At 67.4% G+C, this 14172-nt stretch carries 13 protein-coding genes; 3 read left to right on the top strand and 10 right to left on the bottom strand.

The features are described 5' to 3' along the window. Nucleotides 1–157 precede the first annotated feature (157 nt). Nucleotides 158–1072, bottom strand: coding sequence for an SDR family oxidoreductase (locus tag P9A17_RS03325; protein WP_278038588.1), 915 nt, complete (start codon nt 1070–1072; stop codon nt 158–160). A gap of 103 nt (nt 1073–1175) precedes the next feature. Here P9A17_RS03325 and P9A17_RS03330 point away from each other — a divergent pair, with 103 nt between their 5' ends. The 3 genes from P9A17_RS03330 to P9A17_RS03340 all read left to right on the top strand — a co-directional run bounded on the left by P9A17_RS03330 (nt 1176) and on the right by P9A17_RS03340 (nt 4395). After that, nucleotides 1176–1913, top strand: coding sequence for an SDR family oxidoreductase (locus tag P9A17_RS03330; RefSeq protein ID WP_278037185.1), 738 nt, complete (start codon nt 1176–1178; stop codon nt 1911–1913). Nucleotides 1914–1960: 47 nt separating this feature from the next. After that, on the top strand, nt 1961–2896 hold the full coding sequence (locus tag P9A17_RS03335; protein ID WP_278038589.1) for an AraC family transcriptional regulator: 936 nt from the start codon (nt 1961–1963) through the stop codon (nt 2894–2896). Between the two features lie 332 nt (nt 2897–3228). Further along, entirely contained in the window at nt 3229–4395 is a 1167-nt protein-coding gene (locus P9A17_RS03340; protein WP_278037186.1) for a hypothetical protein, read from the top strand. A 75-nt stretch (nt 4396–4470) separates the two neighbouring features. Here the strand turns inward: P9A17_RS03340 and P9A17_RS03345 are convergent, their stop codons facing one another. From P9A17_RS03345 to P9A17_RS03385, 9 genes are all read right to left on the bottom strand, one after another. Beyond that, nucleotides 4471–5436, bottom strand: a complete 966-nt coding sequence (locus tag P9A17_RS03345; RefSeq protein ID WP_278037187.1) for a 2-hydroxyacid dehydrogenase — start codon at nt 5434–5436, stop codon at nt 4471–4473. A 1-nt stretch (nt 5437) separates the two neighbouring features. Next, on the bottom strand, nt 5438–6727 hold the full coding sequence (locus P9A17_RS03350) for an enolase C-terminal domain-like protein (RefSeq protein WP_278038590.1): 1290 nt from the start codon (nt 6725–6727) through the stop codon (nt 5438–5440). A 74-nt stretch (nt 6728–6801) separates the two neighbouring features. Then, nucleotides 6802–7602, bottom strand: a complete 801-nt coding sequence (locus P9A17_RS03355; protein WP_278037188.1) for an IclR family transcriptional regulator — start codon at nt 7600–7602, stop codon at nt 6802–6804. Nucleotides 7603–7612: 10 nt separating this feature from the next. Beyond that, complete coding sequence (locus tag P9A17_RS03360) at nt 7613–8335, bottom strand: sulfite exporter TauE/SafE family protein (RefSeq protein ID WP_278037189.1); 723 nt, start codon at nt 8333–8335, stop codon at nt 7613–7615. Next, complete coding sequence (locus P9A17_RS03365; protein ID WP_278038591.1) at nt 8332–9336, bottom strand: oligopeptide/dipeptide ABC transporter ATP-binding protein; 1005 nt, start codon at nt 9334–9336, stop codon at nt 8332–8334. Before P9A17_RS03365 ends, P9A17_RS03360 begins: the two co-directional genes overlap by 4 nt. A gap of 4 nt (nt 9337–9340) precedes the next feature. After that, a complete protein-coding gene (locus P9A17_RS03370; protein ID WP_278037190.1) occupies nt 9341–10363 on the bottom strand; it encodes an ABC transporter ATP-binding protein in 1023 nt (340 codons plus the stop codon). Further along, nucleotides 10363–11346: an ABC transporter permease gene (locus P9A17_RS03375; protein WP_278037191.1), complete on the bottom strand. Its 984-nt coding sequence runs from the start codon at nt 11344–11346 to the stop codon at nt 10363–10365. Before P9A17_RS03375 ends, P9A17_RS03370 begins: the two co-directional genes overlap by 1 nt. A gap of 10 nt (nt 11347–11356) precedes the next feature. Continuing rightward, nucleotides 11357–12286 carry an ABC transporter permease gene (locus tag P9A17_RS03380; protein ID WP_278037192.1) on the bottom strand — a complete coding sequence of 310 codons (930 nt, stop codon included), beginning with the start codon at nt 12284–12286 and terminating at the stop codon, nt 11357–11359. A gap of 26 nt (nt 12287–12312) precedes the next feature. After that, nucleotides 12313–13875 carry an ABC transporter substrate-binding protein gene (locus tag P9A17_RS03385; RefSeq protein ID WP_278037193.1) on the bottom strand — a complete coding sequence of 521 codons (1563 nt, stop codon included), beginning with the start codon at nt 13873–13875 and terminating at the stop codon, nt 12313–12315. Between the last annotated feature and the right edge of the window lie 297 nt (nt 13876–14172).

A 14172-nucleotide genomic window follows, 5' to 3' on the forward strand; every position in this document is an offset into this window, starting at 1 on the left:
AGAGCCCGGGGCGGGAGAAGGCCCCGCGTGTTCGGGCCGTTTGCCGCAATGCGCGGTTTCCTGCCAGCTGCCGAGACTGAACTTGAGCAGGGAAAGCGCGAGTGGGGACCTGCTGGAACTCCGTTTCGGCGGCAGGCCGGCCTCGCACGATCCGCAGTTACAACCAGCTGTCGGGTTGGGTGCCGTCGACGTCGGTGAATCCGTACTCGTGGGCGAGCTGTGCCGACGTCACCGACGCCTGATTCCAGCGGGCCCGATCGGCGTCGGCGGCCAGCGCGGCGATGGCGCGGCCGACGTATCGCGGCGATTCCGAATCTGCGAATGCCCGAGGGGCGCTGGGCCCGTCGGTGCGATCGGGGTCCAGCGCGTGTCGCCAGTTGTCTTCGGTGACACCGTAGTTGTCGAGCATCATCTCCGAGCGCAGCCAACCGGGAGTGATGGCGACGGCGGTGCCGACGTGCGGTTCGAGCTCGTGCCCGAGGTCGAACGCCAGCCGGTTGACCGCCGACTTCGCCAATCCGTAGTAGGCCGAGATGCGGTAGCGCGACGCGTTGTATTCGGCGGTGCCGTCGGTGATCTCGACATGCAAACCGCCGGGGCGTGCGATCAGCAGCGGTAGCAGGTGGTGGGCGGTGATCAGATGTGTCTCGACGGCAAGCCGAACGATGCGCAATCCGTCGTCGAGGTCGAGGTCCCAGATCGGGGTGTTCCATTGCGGTGGCGAACCTTTGAGCTTTTCCGCGCCCCAGATGTCGTTCACCAGGATGTCGATGCGGCCGTGCTCGGCGCGGATCTGCGCCGCCAGGGCCGCTACCTGGCTGGGCTCCAGGTGGTCGACCTGGACTGCGATACCCGTGCCGCCGAGTTCGGTCACCAGGGCTGCGCTCTCCTCGATCGTCTCGGGACGGTCGTAGTCGGAGTCTCCGCCGGTGACGCTGCTGCGGCCGGTGCAGATCACGGTCGCGCCCGCCTCGCCGAGTGCGGCGGCGATACCGCGCCCGGCACCGCGGGTGGCACCGGCGACGACCGCGATCCGGTCGCGGAGTGCGCGAGGATCAGGCTGCCAGTCCATGCCTCCATGATCTACCGCGTGCCGATCGAGGTCGAGACGATCGCGAAGCAATCCCGGACGCCACAGCATTGATAGCCCACCCGGCCGCACATAGCTTTTGGCCTTGACCACAGTGATGATCACCGGTTGCTCCTCGGGCTACGGCCTGGCAACCGCGCAACGATTCCTCGACGAAGGCTGGAATGTCGTTGCCACCATGCGAACTCCCCGCGATGGGCTGTTCGTCCCATCGGACCGGCTTCGGGTTCTGCGGCTGGACGTGACGGATCCCGCGAGCATCGCCGAAGCGGTCGAGGCCGCAGGACCGATCGATGTCCTCGTCAACAATGCCGGGATCGGTGCGGTCGGCGCGTTCGAGGCGACGCCGATGTCGACGACGCGAGAGCTGTTCGAAACCAACACATTCGGGGTGATGGCGGTGACGCAGGCGGTGGTGCCACAGATGCGGCTGCGTCGCTCGGGTGTCATCGTCAACGTCACCTCGAGCGCGACGTTGGCAGCCATGCCGTTGGCCGCGGTGTACACCGCGAGCAAGTCCGCGATCGAAGGGTTCACGGGGTCGTTGGCCCTGGAACTCGGCTTCTTTGGGGTGCGGGCCAAACTCGTCGAACCCGGCTACGGCCCCGGCACGCAGTTCACCAGCAACGGCGTGGAACGGATGGCAGGGTTGATCCCACAGGAGTACCAGGCTTTCGCGGCACCCATCTTCGAGGAATTCGGGACACCGGGAGCGGTGACCACGCCGGGCGACGTCGCCGACGTCGTCTTCGAGGCGGCCACCGACACGTCGGACCGGCTCAGATACGCCGCCGGTGCGGACGCGGTGGCGCTGGCACGATGACCTGACCGACTACGGCTAGCGTCTGCCGTGTGGGCGGCGCGGGACCGATGGAAGAGCTGATGGCCTTGCTGCGTCCCGAAGCGGTCCTGTCGAAGGTCATCACCGGCGGCGGGCAGTGGAGCGTCCGCAAGCCCCGCTACGGCGATCCCGCGTTCTGCCTGATGCTGGAGGGCACGTGCGTGCTCGACGCCGACGGGCTGGAAGCGCTGGAACTGCGCCAGGGCGACTTTCTGCTCCTTCCCGCGATGCCGGAGTTCACCCTCAGCGGGACCCGCGACGTCGCGCCGGTGTTCACCGCGCTCGACCCGGCCCGGCATACCCGTCACGGGCAGGTGTCCGAGCCCGTCACGATGCGGATGCTCGGCGGGTATTTCCGGTTCGATCCCGCCAACGCGGCCCTGCTGGTGGCGCTGTTGCCGCCCGTCGTCCACGTCCGCAGCGACGAACCGGGCGCCGCGCGGCTGAGCAGGCTGGTAGAACTCATCGCCGAGGAGGCCGACGGTGACGGCGCAGCCCGCGACGTGATCCTGCAGCGGCTCGTCGAGGTGCTGTTGATCGAGGCGGCCCGCCTGCACGCCGACCTCGATCTCGGCGGCGCGCAGCGCGGACTGATCGCCGGCCTGACCGATCCCGTGCTCGCGCCTGCCCTGCGGGCGCTGCACGCCGACGTGTCCCGAGGCTGGACTGTCGAGGGCCTCGCCCGCGTTGCCGCGGTGTCCCGCGCCGTGTTCGCTCAAAGATTCACGCGCACAATGGGAATGCCGCCGATGCAGTATCTGCTGGAGTGGCGGGTGGCGCTCGCGAAGGACGTGCTGCGCGCCGAACAGTTGTCGGTCGCTGCTGTGGCGCAGCGTGTCGGGTATCAGTCGGCGAATGCGTTCACGACGGCGTTCATCCGGGTTGCGGGTTGCTCGCCGACGGAGTTCGCCCGGTCACACCGACGGGACGTGGCCCTCGCGGGCAGGGATGGTGCCGTCCAGTAGCCCGCGATAGACGGTGTCGAGATGTGGTGTTTGTTACTTCCAGCAGCGGCGATCATCGCGGGGCGGGACCATCGAAGCAGCGGAAGGAGCAGCCATGACGGAGTGCCGCAGGTGCGGAGCGAAACGACCATCGTGGCTGGGTGAGCCGCATCGCTGCGTCGGGGATGCAAATCTGTCGTGGCTGACGTTCCACCAGATGACGGCGCATGCGGCCATGGCATGGCGGCGCAGACTGCTCGACGGACCGTCCTGAGGCGACGGGCCATCGGCTGTGCTGGGGCGAAGGGTCGCGGTAGTGTCGAGGGCTAGTCGCTGGAGATTGGTAGCAATTCATGGACCTCGTGCTCGGTTTGTCGATGACGTCGTCATCGGTGCGCTGGGTCGTCGTCGACGGTGCTGCGGGCGACGAGACGCTGACCGTGGACCGGGGCTCGCTCCCGCTGGACGAGGGCTTCGACGCGGACGGTCTGCTCGGCGGGCTGCTCGATCGGTCCACTCCGCGGCGCATCGACGCGATCGGGTTGACCTGGACCACCGATGCGGAGCACACAGCGAGCGCAGTATGGCAGGCCCTCACCGATCGTCAGGTCGACAACGTCATCGCCGTCTCTGAGGTGGAGGCCGCCGAGGCGCTGGCCTTCGGCATCGCGGACATCGCCGGCTGCGAGCGACTCGTGGTCTGCGTCGCGGAGCCTGGCGGTTCGGTCGTCGCGGCCGTGACTCCCGACGGGGTTACCGCCGATCAGGTCGACAACTCCGCTCTCACCGACGTGGAGGGATTCGCACCCGACGCGGTCTTCGTCCTCGGTTCGGGTGATGTCGCCGGTGTGGTGTCCGAGTTGGAACAGCGCCTGCAGGTGCCCGTGATCTCCGCCGACGAGAGTGAACTGGCTCTGGCCAGGGGTGCCGCGCTGGCATCGGCGTCGGCGGTGTCGCTCCTCGATGCCCAAGAGGCCCCGGCCCGGCGCCGACTGAGCCGCACGGCAACGCTGGCGTCGGTGCTGGCCGCGGCGGTCGTGACGTTCGTCGTCTCGCTGTCGGTGGCGTTGGGCATGACGCTGACGCCTGAGCCTCCCGCGTCACAGATGGCGCGGTCGGTCACCGAGCCGGCTCCTGAGCCTGTGGTGGCGCCGAATCCCAAGCCGACGCCGGTGAAGGCCGCCCCTCCAGAAGTGGCGTCGCCGCCCGCTCCTGCCCCGGAAGCTGTGCCTGTCGCGATCGAGGTGCCTGTCCCCGAGGCCCCGGCTCCGGTCTACGAGGAGCCGCTCGCGCCGGCGCCGATCCTGCCGCCCGCCCCGGAGTACGTGCCTCCGCCCCCGCCTGCCAACTATCTGCCCCCGGCTCCGGCGGCCCCGGCCTTCGTGCCGCCGCCCGCCGCCCCGCCCGCGCAGGTCGTTCCGCAGCAGCCGGTGCAGCAGCCGCGCCTGCGTGACCGCATCATCGAGCGCATCCCGATCATCAACCGGTTCCACGAGCCGCAGTACGGCTACACGCCCTAGCCTCTTACGCCGAAACGGAAAGTACGCAGGGAAACTGCGAGTAGGCCCCTGCGTACTTTCCGTTTCGGCGAGCGCTCAGCCCCGGACGAGGTTACGCAGCGGTTCGCCGCGTAGGAGCCTTCCGATGTTGGCGGCGACGTCTTCGGCCCGGCCCGCGAACGTGTCTCGGGTGACGCCGGACGAATGCGGTGTCATCACGATGTTGGGCAGGGTTTCGAACGGCAAATCGCTTGGCGTGCAACCGACTCCATCGACCGGGTAGCGATACCAGACATCGATCGCGGCGCCCTTGATGACCTTGCCCGACAGCGCGTCGAAGAGTGCCTGTTCCTGCACGAGGGGGCCGCGGCCGACGTTGATCAGCACGCCGTCGGAACCGAGTGCCTGCAGTTGCGCCGCCCCGATCATGCCTTCGGTGTGGCTGTTCAGCGGCGCCGACACCACGACCACATCGGAATCCCGCATCAGGCGGCCGAGCTGGCCGGTATCACCGACCCAGCTGAGTCCCGTATCGTCTGAGACACGCCCCGAGCCCGTCACAGCTGAGGCGCTACATCCGAACGCCTGCAACAACTTCCACGTGCGCTGGCCGATATGGCCGAACCCGACGAAGCCGACGTGCGCGTCGCCGAGTGTCGGCATTTGCGGTATCGACCGGTCGTAGACCGACGTCGCCCACACCCCCTCACGTAGCCGGGCGTCCTGCGTGAGGAATCCGCGCTGCAGCATCACCGCGGCACCGACGATGTACTCGGCGATCGACTGCTCGTGGTGGAAGGTGTTGGCCACCAACACGTCCTGCGCCAGAGCACCGAAGTCGATCCTGTCGGTGCCGGCTGCGGCGGGGTGGACGAGCCGCAGGTTGTCGGCGGCGCGCGCCATCTCCGCGGTGAACCGGCTGCCGACGAACACCTCGGCATCGCGCAGTTCCTCGTCCGGCGCAACACCGGAGAACCACCGGACGTCGGATCCGGAGGGGACCATGGCGTCGAACCGTTCCCGGTGGGGTGCCAGATTCGGGTCTACGACAACGATTCTCACGTCAGCTCCGATGCAGTGCGGGACGCTTGCTGTCAAATGTCCAGCCCGGGATCAGGTACTGCATCGCGACCGCGTCGTCACGGCTGCCGAGGCCTTCGCGTTTGTACAGTTCATGCGCGGCGGCGACGGCTGGCTCGTCGAGAGTGACGCCGAGGCCGGGCGCGTCGGGAACGGTCAGGTAGCCGTCGACGATCTGGTAGGGATTCTCGGTGATGGCCTGGCCGTCCTGCCAGATCCAGTGCGTGTCGATGGCGGTGATGTCGCCCGGCGCGGCGGCGGCCACGTGGGTGAACATCGCCAGCGACACGTCGAAGTGGTTGTTGGAGTGCGATCCCCACGTCAGCCCCCACACGTCGCAGAGTTGCGCGACGCGCACCGATCCGGCCATCGTCCAGAAGTGCGGGTCGGCGAGCGGGATGTCGACGGCGTTGGTGCGGATCGCGTGCCCCATCTCGCGCCAGTCGGTGGCGATCATGTTGGTTGCGGTCGGCAGGCCGGTGGCCCGTTTGAACTCGGCCATCACTTCGCGTCCGGAGAACCCTCCCTCGGGTCCGACGGGGTCCTCGGCGTAGGCCAGGACGTCGCGCAGCTCGCGGCACGTCGTGATCGCATCGTCGAGGAGCCATCCACCGTTGGGGTCCAATGTGATTCGAGCGTCGGGAAAGCGGTCGGCCAGCGCAATGACAGCCTTGGCCTCGTCGGGCGCCGGCAGCACCCCGCCTTTGAGTTTGAAGTCGACGAATCCGTAGCGGGCGCGGGCGGCTTCGGCGAGCCGCACCACCGCGTCGGGTGTCAGCGCCTCTTCGTGACGCACAGTGAACCAGTCGTCTGCTGGATCGTTGGAGGCGGCCTCGTCGGCCGGCGACCGGTAGGCGAGGTCGGTTTTGGTGCGGTCGCCGACGAAGAACAGGTAGCCCAGCGCCTGCACCCGGCTGCGCTGCTGGCCGTCGCCGAGCAGGGCCGCAACGGGCACCTCGAGATGCTGGCCGAGCAGGTCGAGCAGCGCGGATTCGATTGCGGTGACGGCATGTACGGCGATGCGCAGGTCGAAGGTCTGGGCACCCCGGCCGCCGGCGTCGCGGTCGGCGAAGGCGCGGCGGACGTCGTTGAGGACGGCGTGGTAGTCGCCGATGCTGCGGCCGGTGATGATGGCGCGGGCGTCTTCGAGCGTCTTGCGGATCGGTTCCCCGCCCGGCACTTCGCCGACACCGGTGTTGCCCGCGGAGTCCTGCACGATCACCAGGTTGCGGGTGAAGAACGGGCCGTGGGCACCGGACAGGTTCAGCAGCATGCTGTCGTGGCCGGCGACGGGGACGACGGTCACATCGGTGACTGTAGGTGTCTTCACGTGAGTTTCTCCAGTAATCATGAGGCGAACCATTTGTCGCCGTTGGCCAGGGGGCGTACGACGCGAGACACCTTGTCTCCCATGGTGCGCAGTGCGTCGACGATGTCGTGTTCGCGTTGCGGGGTGAGACGCTCGACGGGAATCGAGGCGCTGATCGCGTCCTGTGCCGGCTTGCAGTAGCGCAGCGGCACCGCGAAACAGCGCAGGCCGACGGTGTTCTCCTCGTTGTCGCACGCATACCCGCGCACCCGCACGTCATCGAGCTCGTGATCGAGGGCGCCGCGATCGGCGATGGTGTGCGGGGTCAGGGTTTTCAGCGCTGAGGGGACGTGTTCGTCGCGCTGGGTGCCGAAGCGCTCGGCCAGCAGGGCCTTGCCCAACGACGTCGCGTAGGCGGGCAGGCGCCGCCCGACACGGTTCGACATCCGGGTGTACTGCTTGGATTCCCGGGTGGCGAGGTACACGATGTCGGTCCCGTCGAGCCGGCCCAAATGGAATGTCTCGTCGAGACCGGAGCGCAAGTCCTCCAGGAACGGTGTGATCAGCGGAAGGTAGGGGTCGCTGTCGAGATAGCTGGTGCCGACCAGCAGCGCGCGAATCCCGATGCCGTACAACGTGCCCGTCGGATCGCTGCGCACCCAGCCCTGGCTGACGAGTGTGCGGAGCAGGGCGTGGGCGCTGCTGCGCGGCATCTCCAGCGCGTCGCTGATCTCCCGCAGGCGGGCGGGTTCGTCGTGGCGGGCGGACAGATACTCCAGCAGTTCGACCGTGCGGACGGCGGATTTGACCTTGCGTACCGAGATGTCGGGGTCAGTCACCGTCCGCTCCTCAGATCGCCAGCAGCTCGCGGGCGATCAGCACGATCGCGCCCGCTGCCGAAACGGCGATCGCCAACCAGCGCAGCCGCTTCGGGTTCAGGTGTTTGTTCAACATATTGGACAGCAGATAGCCGACGACGGCTGCCGGGGCGAGCACCCCGAAACCCCACCACGTGTGCTGGTGGATGGCTCCGGTGAACCCCAGCACCACAAGGGACATCAGTGACCCGATCAGAAAGAAGCCTCCCATCGTGCCGCGCAGCTGCGCGCCGCTGCTGCGCTGCCACACCAGCGCCATCGGCGGTCCGCCGATCGCTGTTGCGGTGCCCAGCACCCCCGACGCCGCACCGGCGAGCACCACGTTGCGTCGCCGCGGTGCGGGAATCCAGCCGATGCTCGTCAGCAGCACCCCGCCGAGAACGACGGCCGCCAGCATGATCGCCACCCCGCGCTCCGGCAGCGAGGCCAGCAACAGTGCTCCGGCCACCGTGCCGGGTACCCGGCCGACCAAGGCCCAGCCCGTGCCGCGCAAGTCGATCGACTCCCGCTCGCGCACCACGACGATCAACGTCACCAGCGTGGCGATCATGATGAGCGTGCCCGGAATCAACTCCGGATCGATCAGCGCGACGATCGGCGCCGCGAACATCCCGATGCCGAACCCGATCGACGACTGCAGCGCCGACGCGAACATGATCGCTACGGCGAGAACGCAATACGCGGTGACACTCATACCGCCACGGTTTCACGCCCACTCCCCTCGAGAAGCATGGGGTGGTGGCAGAGCGCTGCGTGGTCGGCGGCCTGCGGATCCACCGCAGCGGTGGGTGTGGTCGTCGCGCAGATGTCGGTAGCCTTCCAGCAGCGCGTGCGGAAGCGGCAGCCCGACGGCGGGTTGATCGGTGAGGGCACCTCGCCCTTGAGCAGGATGCGCTGCTTGCGTTGCGCGCCGTCCAAGGTGGGCGCCGCCGACATCAGCGCCGCGGTGTAGGGGTGGTTGGAGCGTTCGAAAACGCTTTCGGTGGGCCCGTTCTCGATGATGCGGCCGAGGTACATGACGGCGACGCGGTCGGCGACGTGGCGCACCACCGACAGGTCGTGGGAGATGAAGATGTAGCTGATCTGCAGCTCTTCCTGCAGATCGTTGAGCAGGTTGAGCACCTGCGCCTGCACCGATAGGTCGAGAGCGGACACCGGCTCGTCGCAGATGATGACGTCCGGGTCCAGCGCGAGGGCGCGGGCAATGCCGATGCGTTGGCGCTGCCCGCCGGAGAACTCCTGCGGATACTTGTTGGCGGCCTTGGCGCCGAGGCCGACCATGTCGAGCAGCCCCCGCACCCGCATGTCGCGGTCGTGGCGGTTCTTGACGATGCCCTTGTGGCTGCGCCACGGCTCGGAGATGATCTCCGCCGCCGACATGCGCGCGTTCAGGGATGCGTACGGATCCTGGAACACCATCTGCACGCGACGCCGGAACTTGAGCAGGTCGGCGCCCTTGAGGCTGAACGGGTCGACGCCGTCGAAGCGCACCGAGCCTTCATCGGGGCGCTCCAACATCATCAATGTGCGCGCGAGCGTGGACTTTCCGCAACCGGACTCGCCGACCAGGCCCAGTGTCTCGCCTCGCTTGAGATCGAGCGTGATGCCGTCGAGCGCGCACAGCTTGTTCTTGCCGGCGTGCGGCACGCGGAAGCTCTTGCGGACGTCACGGACTTCGAGCAGGGTTTCAGGCATCTGATCAGACATTGGAGACCTCTTCCGGGAAGTGGCACGCGGCTTTGCGATCTGCGCCGACGTTGACGAGGGTCGGCCGGGTCGTGCGGCAGACGTCCGAGGCGAGCGGGCAGCGGGCCTGGTAGACACAGCCTTCGGGGATGGAATGCAGATCGGGTGGAGTGCCGCCGATCGACTTGAGTGCGTCGCCGCGGCGGGCGTTGACGGGCACCGAGTTCAGCAGGCCCTTGGTGTAGGGGTGTTTGGGATTGCCGAAAACCTCGGCGACCGTTCCTGTTTCGACGATGTTGCCGGCGTACATGATCGCGACCCGGTCGGCTTCCTCGGCGACCAGCGCGAGGTCGTGGGTGATGAGGACGACGGCCATGTGGAACTCGGAGCGCAGATCGCGCAGCAGCGCCATGATCTGCGCCTGGACCGTGACGTCGAGCGCGGTGGTGGGTTCGTCGGCGATCAGCACGCTCGGGTTGAGCGCCACTGCCATCGCGATCAGCAGGCGCTGCCGCATGCCGCCGCTGAACTGGTGCGGGTAGGAGTTCAGTCGGGTCTCGGGCTGCGGGATGCCCACGCGCGCCATCAGCTCGATGGCCCTCTTCTTGGCATCCCTGGCGCTCATGCGCTGGTGGATCCGGAACGGTTCTGCCAGTTGCGTTCCCACGGTGTAGAGCGGGTTCAGCGCGGTGAGCGCATCCTGGAAGACGATGGCCAGCTCGGTGCCTGCCAGTTCGCGGCGCTTCTTGTTGTCGACGCTGAAGAGGTCGACGTCCGCGAGCTTGGCGGTGCCTCCGACCACGTCGGCCACCGGGTCGAGGAGCCCCACCAGAGCCGTGGCGGTCATCGACTTGCCGCAGCCGGATTCGCCGAGCAGCGCCAGGGTTTCGCCGCGGCGGGCCTGGAACGAGACGCCGTTAACGGCTCGCAGTGTTCCGGTGATGGTGCGGACCTCGACGGTGAGCCCGTCGACGTCGAGCACCGGCGTGGCGTCCACCGCATCGGTGTGAACGTCGTGATCGGCGAGTGCAGTCATCAGAGCGCCTTTCCGGTCTTTGTGAACTTCGAGAGCTTCTTCTGCGGCACGGTCAGGCGCCACCGCTGCGCGGGATCGGTGGCGATGCGCGCCCACGCGGCGAGGATGGTGGCCGACACCGTGGTGATGACGATGGCGAGGCCGGGGAAGAAGGACAGCCACCATGCGGTGTGCAGGTACGTGCGGCCCTGCGAGACCATCAGGCCCCAGCTGACGTCGGGCGGCTGAATACCGATGCCCAGGAAGCTCAGTGAACTCTCGGCGAGCATGACGTAGCAGAAGTCCAGCGTCGCGACGGTGAGCAGTGTCGGCAGCACGATCGGCAGGACGTGGCGCCAGATGATCGAGTTGGCGCTGGCGCCGAACGTGCGGGCTGCGTCGACGAACACCCGGCTCTGCAGTTCGGCCGACTCGGCGCGGGCGGTGCGCAGGTAGACGGGGATGCGGGTGATCGCCAGCACGAGAACGATATTGGCCGCGCTGGGGGAGAAGACGTAGAGGACGACGACGGCGAGCAGCAGCGACGGGAAGCTCATGATGACGTCGGCGATGCGCATCGCCAGCGTTTCCCGCCAGCCGCGGTAGTAGCCGGCCCACATGCCGATGGCCGAGCCGACGACCGCCGAGATGACGACCGCGGGGATCGCGACCGACAGCGTGGTCTGGCAGGCGACGATCAATCGGGCCAGCATGCTGCGGCCCAGCGGGTCGGTGCCCAGGAAATTGGCCCAGCCGTGCGCCAGCGTGAACGGCGCCTGGTTGGAGTTGTCGAGGTCGATCTTGGTGGCGAGGTCACCGACGAGCATGGGCCCGAAAGCCGCTGTGAGGAAAACGAATCCGAGGACGCACGCTGCCGCGGCGGCCACTCGGTCGTTGACCAGCAGCCGGAACCACTTGGAGCCGCCGGACTTCCGGGACGCGGTGTCGTCCTCGCCGACGATGGCGGTAGTCGGCTTGACTGGTACGAGGTCGATCTGAGTCATTGGTCTGCCCCTAAACTTTCGCGGTTTCGCGGACACGCGCGTCGAGCAGCGCGTAGCAGGCGTCGATGATGATGTTGAGCAGGAAGATGCTGACCGCGGTGAGCAGTACCGCGGCCTGCAGCACCGCGAAGTCGCGTTGCAGGATCGCGTCGATCATCAGCTTGCCGATGCCGGGCCAGCCGAAGATGGCCTCGACCACGACCGCGCCGTTGATGAGGCCGACCGCGAGGTCACCGGCGACGGTCAGTGCGGGGGCGGCGGCGTTGCGCAGTGCGTGGTGGCTGACGACGCGGAAGTCGCTGGCGCCTTTGCTTCGAGCCAGCCGCACGTACGGTGCCGACAGTGCCGAAACCATTGCGCCGCGCACGACCTGGGTGAGTACGCCGAGCGGACGGATCATCAGGGTGGCGATCGGCAGGATCCACGACAGCATGCCTGCGTCGGTGCCGGACGTGGGCAGCCAGCCCAGCAGCACCGCGAACAACCAGACGCCGGTGATGGCGAACCAGAAGTCCGGGATCGATGCCGCGGTCATGGACAGCAGCGACGAGAACCGGTCGGCGAGAGAGTTGGGGCGGTAGGCGGCCCAGCAGCCGATGATGACGGCGAAGACGATGGCCAGCAGCATCGTGGTGATCGCGAGCTGCAGGGTGGCGGGGAAGGCGCGCAGCGCCATCTCGGATGCGGATTCGCCGGTGCGCAGCGAGGTTCCGAAGTCGAGGTGGATGATGCCCTTGAAGTAGTCGATCAGCTGGGTGATCAACGGGTCGTTGAAACCGTTGGCCGTGGCGAAGTCGGCGCGCTGCTCCGGCGTCGCCGATTCGGGCAGATAGAGGTTGGTCGGATCACCGGTCAGTCTGGCGAGCAGGAACACACCGAGAAGCACGATGATCAATGGCAGTGCGCTGGAATACATCCGGCGCCGGACGAAGGAGAACATGGGCTGGCCCTTCTGTAACGTCGGAGTCAGGACTGGTCGGTGCGGTCGGCCGAGGCCGGTGTCATGGTGGCCAGCAGCATCTCGTCACCGGTGGCCGGATTGGGGGTGTAGTCCACCCGGGCTGACTTGCCGAGAATGCCGCGCATGTGCGCGATGTAGGCGAACTGCATGATCTTCTGCGGCTCATCGGCGAAGATCTGCGCGTAGGCCTGCTGGCGTGCCTCACCGGTGAGTTCGCCGGCGGCGTCGATCTGCTCGTCGAAAGCCGGTGTTCCGAAAGCGCTCTGGGCCCCGTCGGTCTTCATGTACTGATCGACGGTGAAGGCGGCGTCACCGGCCTGGTTGCCGTGCTGGATCAACGCGAGGAACGGTCCGGCGTTCGCGGGGAACGGCTGCAGCTGATATTCGAGCTGCGCGGCCGTGTCCATCATCTCGATCTTGACGTTCAGACCTGCGTTGGCCAGCTCGCTCTGGATGACCTCGACGGTCTCGGTGACGCCGGGGAACTGGGCGTTGCGGCCGATCAAGCGGATCTGCCGATCCACCGGGACACCGTCGGCGCGCGCCTCGTCGACGAGCTGGCGGGCCTTGTCCGGATCATGGGGCCACAGCTGGAGATCGGCGTTGTAGCCGACGACGCCTTCGGGGATCAGCTGTGCCGCAGGCTCGCCGAGTCCGCGGAAGAGTGCCTTGACGATGCCGGTGCGGTTGACCGAGTAGTTGATGGCCTGCCGGATGCGCATGTCGTTCAGCGGCGCCTCGGTGCCGGTGATGCGCAGGGCGGTGGTCTCGTTGTTCTGGAACGGCACGCCGAGGTCGCCGGCACCGTCTTCGGGCCCGAGGCCCGTCGCGATGTCGACCTCGTCATTGGTGAGCATCGCGGCGCGCACGCTTCCCTCGCTGCGCCACTGGTATTCGGCCTTCGCGAATGCCGGCGGAGTCCCCCAGTAGGTGGGGTTGCGGGCGAGGGTGAGCTTCTGGCCGTAGTCCCAACGCTCGATCGCGTACGGACCGGTGCCGATGGGCTCGCGGACCTTCTCGGTCATGCTGGTGGTCACCGGCACCATCTCGACGAACGAGACACGCAGCGGCAGAATCGGATCGGGCGCCGGGGTGCCGACGACGACGGTGTGTTCGTCCGGAGTCTGGAGGGTCAGCACGTCGTCGCCGAAGACGTAACCGTCGACGTTGCACTGCAGATCGGAGTTGACCGCCCGGTCGATCGAGAACGCCGCATCGGCCGATGTGAACGGTGCACCGTTGGAGAATGTGACGCCGTCGCGCAGCGTGAAGGTCCACTCGGTGGGCGCGGTCTGCTCCCAGCCGGTGGCCAGCAGCGGCAACAGCTCACCGGTGTTGGAGTCGCGCTCTGCGAGCGGCTCGGTGATGTTGGAGCGGGTGACGATGCCGGTGGATGTCAGCGAACCCTCACACGGCTCCAGCGTGGGGGGCTCCTGCGGGAGGACGATGCGCAGCGTGTTCGGGTCGTAGCCGCCGCTGCCGGTGTTGGCGACGGTGCAGCCGCTGGCGGTGACGGCGACGGCCGCCAGAGCCAGCGCCGACAGGCGCCGAGTGATGTTCGGGTGCATGGATCCTCCCGGGCTGGGGGTCGTGACGTCCACGTATGTAGATGCAATCTGTGATGGCAACCACACGGTAAGAGCCTCTCCAAAACACCGTCAACCCCGGCCAAAGGGCGGTTTCGGCGGTTTTGGACGCGTGTTCAAGAGCTGGTCTGCGTCGAGGAAATGCGTCCTAATCAGGCGGTTTAAGCGTGGAGGGGCATCAGTGATGCGCAGGTGGTCCGGGCAAGAGGCCAGTAATGCGGGTTCGGCATAAGTCCATGCTATTTCGGACGTGGACGGGTATCCGCAGCTCGTCGTAGC

Origin of the sequence: Mycobacterium sp. 236(2023) (genome assembly GCF_029623955.1) — a bacterium.
Taxonomy (GTDB): domain Bacteria; phylum Actinomycetota; class Actinomycetes; order Mycobacteriales; family Mycobacteriaceae; genus Mycobacterium.

Coding starts and splice junctions, on each gene's coding strand:
- P9A17_RS03325 (WP_278038588.1), bottom strand. CDS start 1,072: ATGGACTGGCAGCCTGATCCTCGCGCACTCCGCGACCGGATCGCGGTC.
- P9A17_RS03335 (WP_278038589.1), top strand. CDS start 1,961: ATGGAAGAGCTGATGGCCTTGCTGCGTCCCGAAGCGGTCCTGTCGAAG.
- P9A17_RS03340 (WP_278037186.1), top strand. CDS start 3,229: ATGGACCTCGTGCTCGGTTTGTCGATGACGTCGTCATCGGTGCGCTGG.
- P9A17_RS03350 (WP_278038590.1), bottom strand. CDS start 6,727: ATGCTGCTGAACCTGTCCGGTGCCCACGGCCCGTTCTTCACCCGCAAC.
- P9A17_RS03360 (WP_278037189.1), bottom strand. CDS start 8,335: ATGAGTGTCACCGCGTATTGCGTTCTCGCCGTAGCGATCATGTTCGCG.
- P9A17_RS03365 (WP_278038591.1), bottom strand. CDS start 9,336: ATGCCTGAAACCCTGCTCGAAGTCCGTGACGTCCGCAAGAGCTTCCGC.
- P9A17_RS03370 (WP_278037190.1), bottom strand. CDS start 10,363: ATGACTGCACTCGCCGATCACGACGTTCACACCGATGCGGTGGACGCC.
- P9A17_RS03375 (WP_278037191.1), bottom strand. CDS start 11,346: ATGACTCAGATCGACCTCGTACCAGTCAAGCCGACTACCGCCATCGTC.
- P9A17_RS03380 (WP_278037192.1), bottom strand. CDS start 12,286: ATGTTCTCCTTCGTCCGGCGCCGGATGTATTCCAGCGCACTGCCATTG.
- P9A17_RS03385 (WP_278037193.1), bottom strand. CDS start 13,875: ATGCACCCGAACATCACTCGGCGCCTGTCGGCGCTGGCTCTGGCGGCC.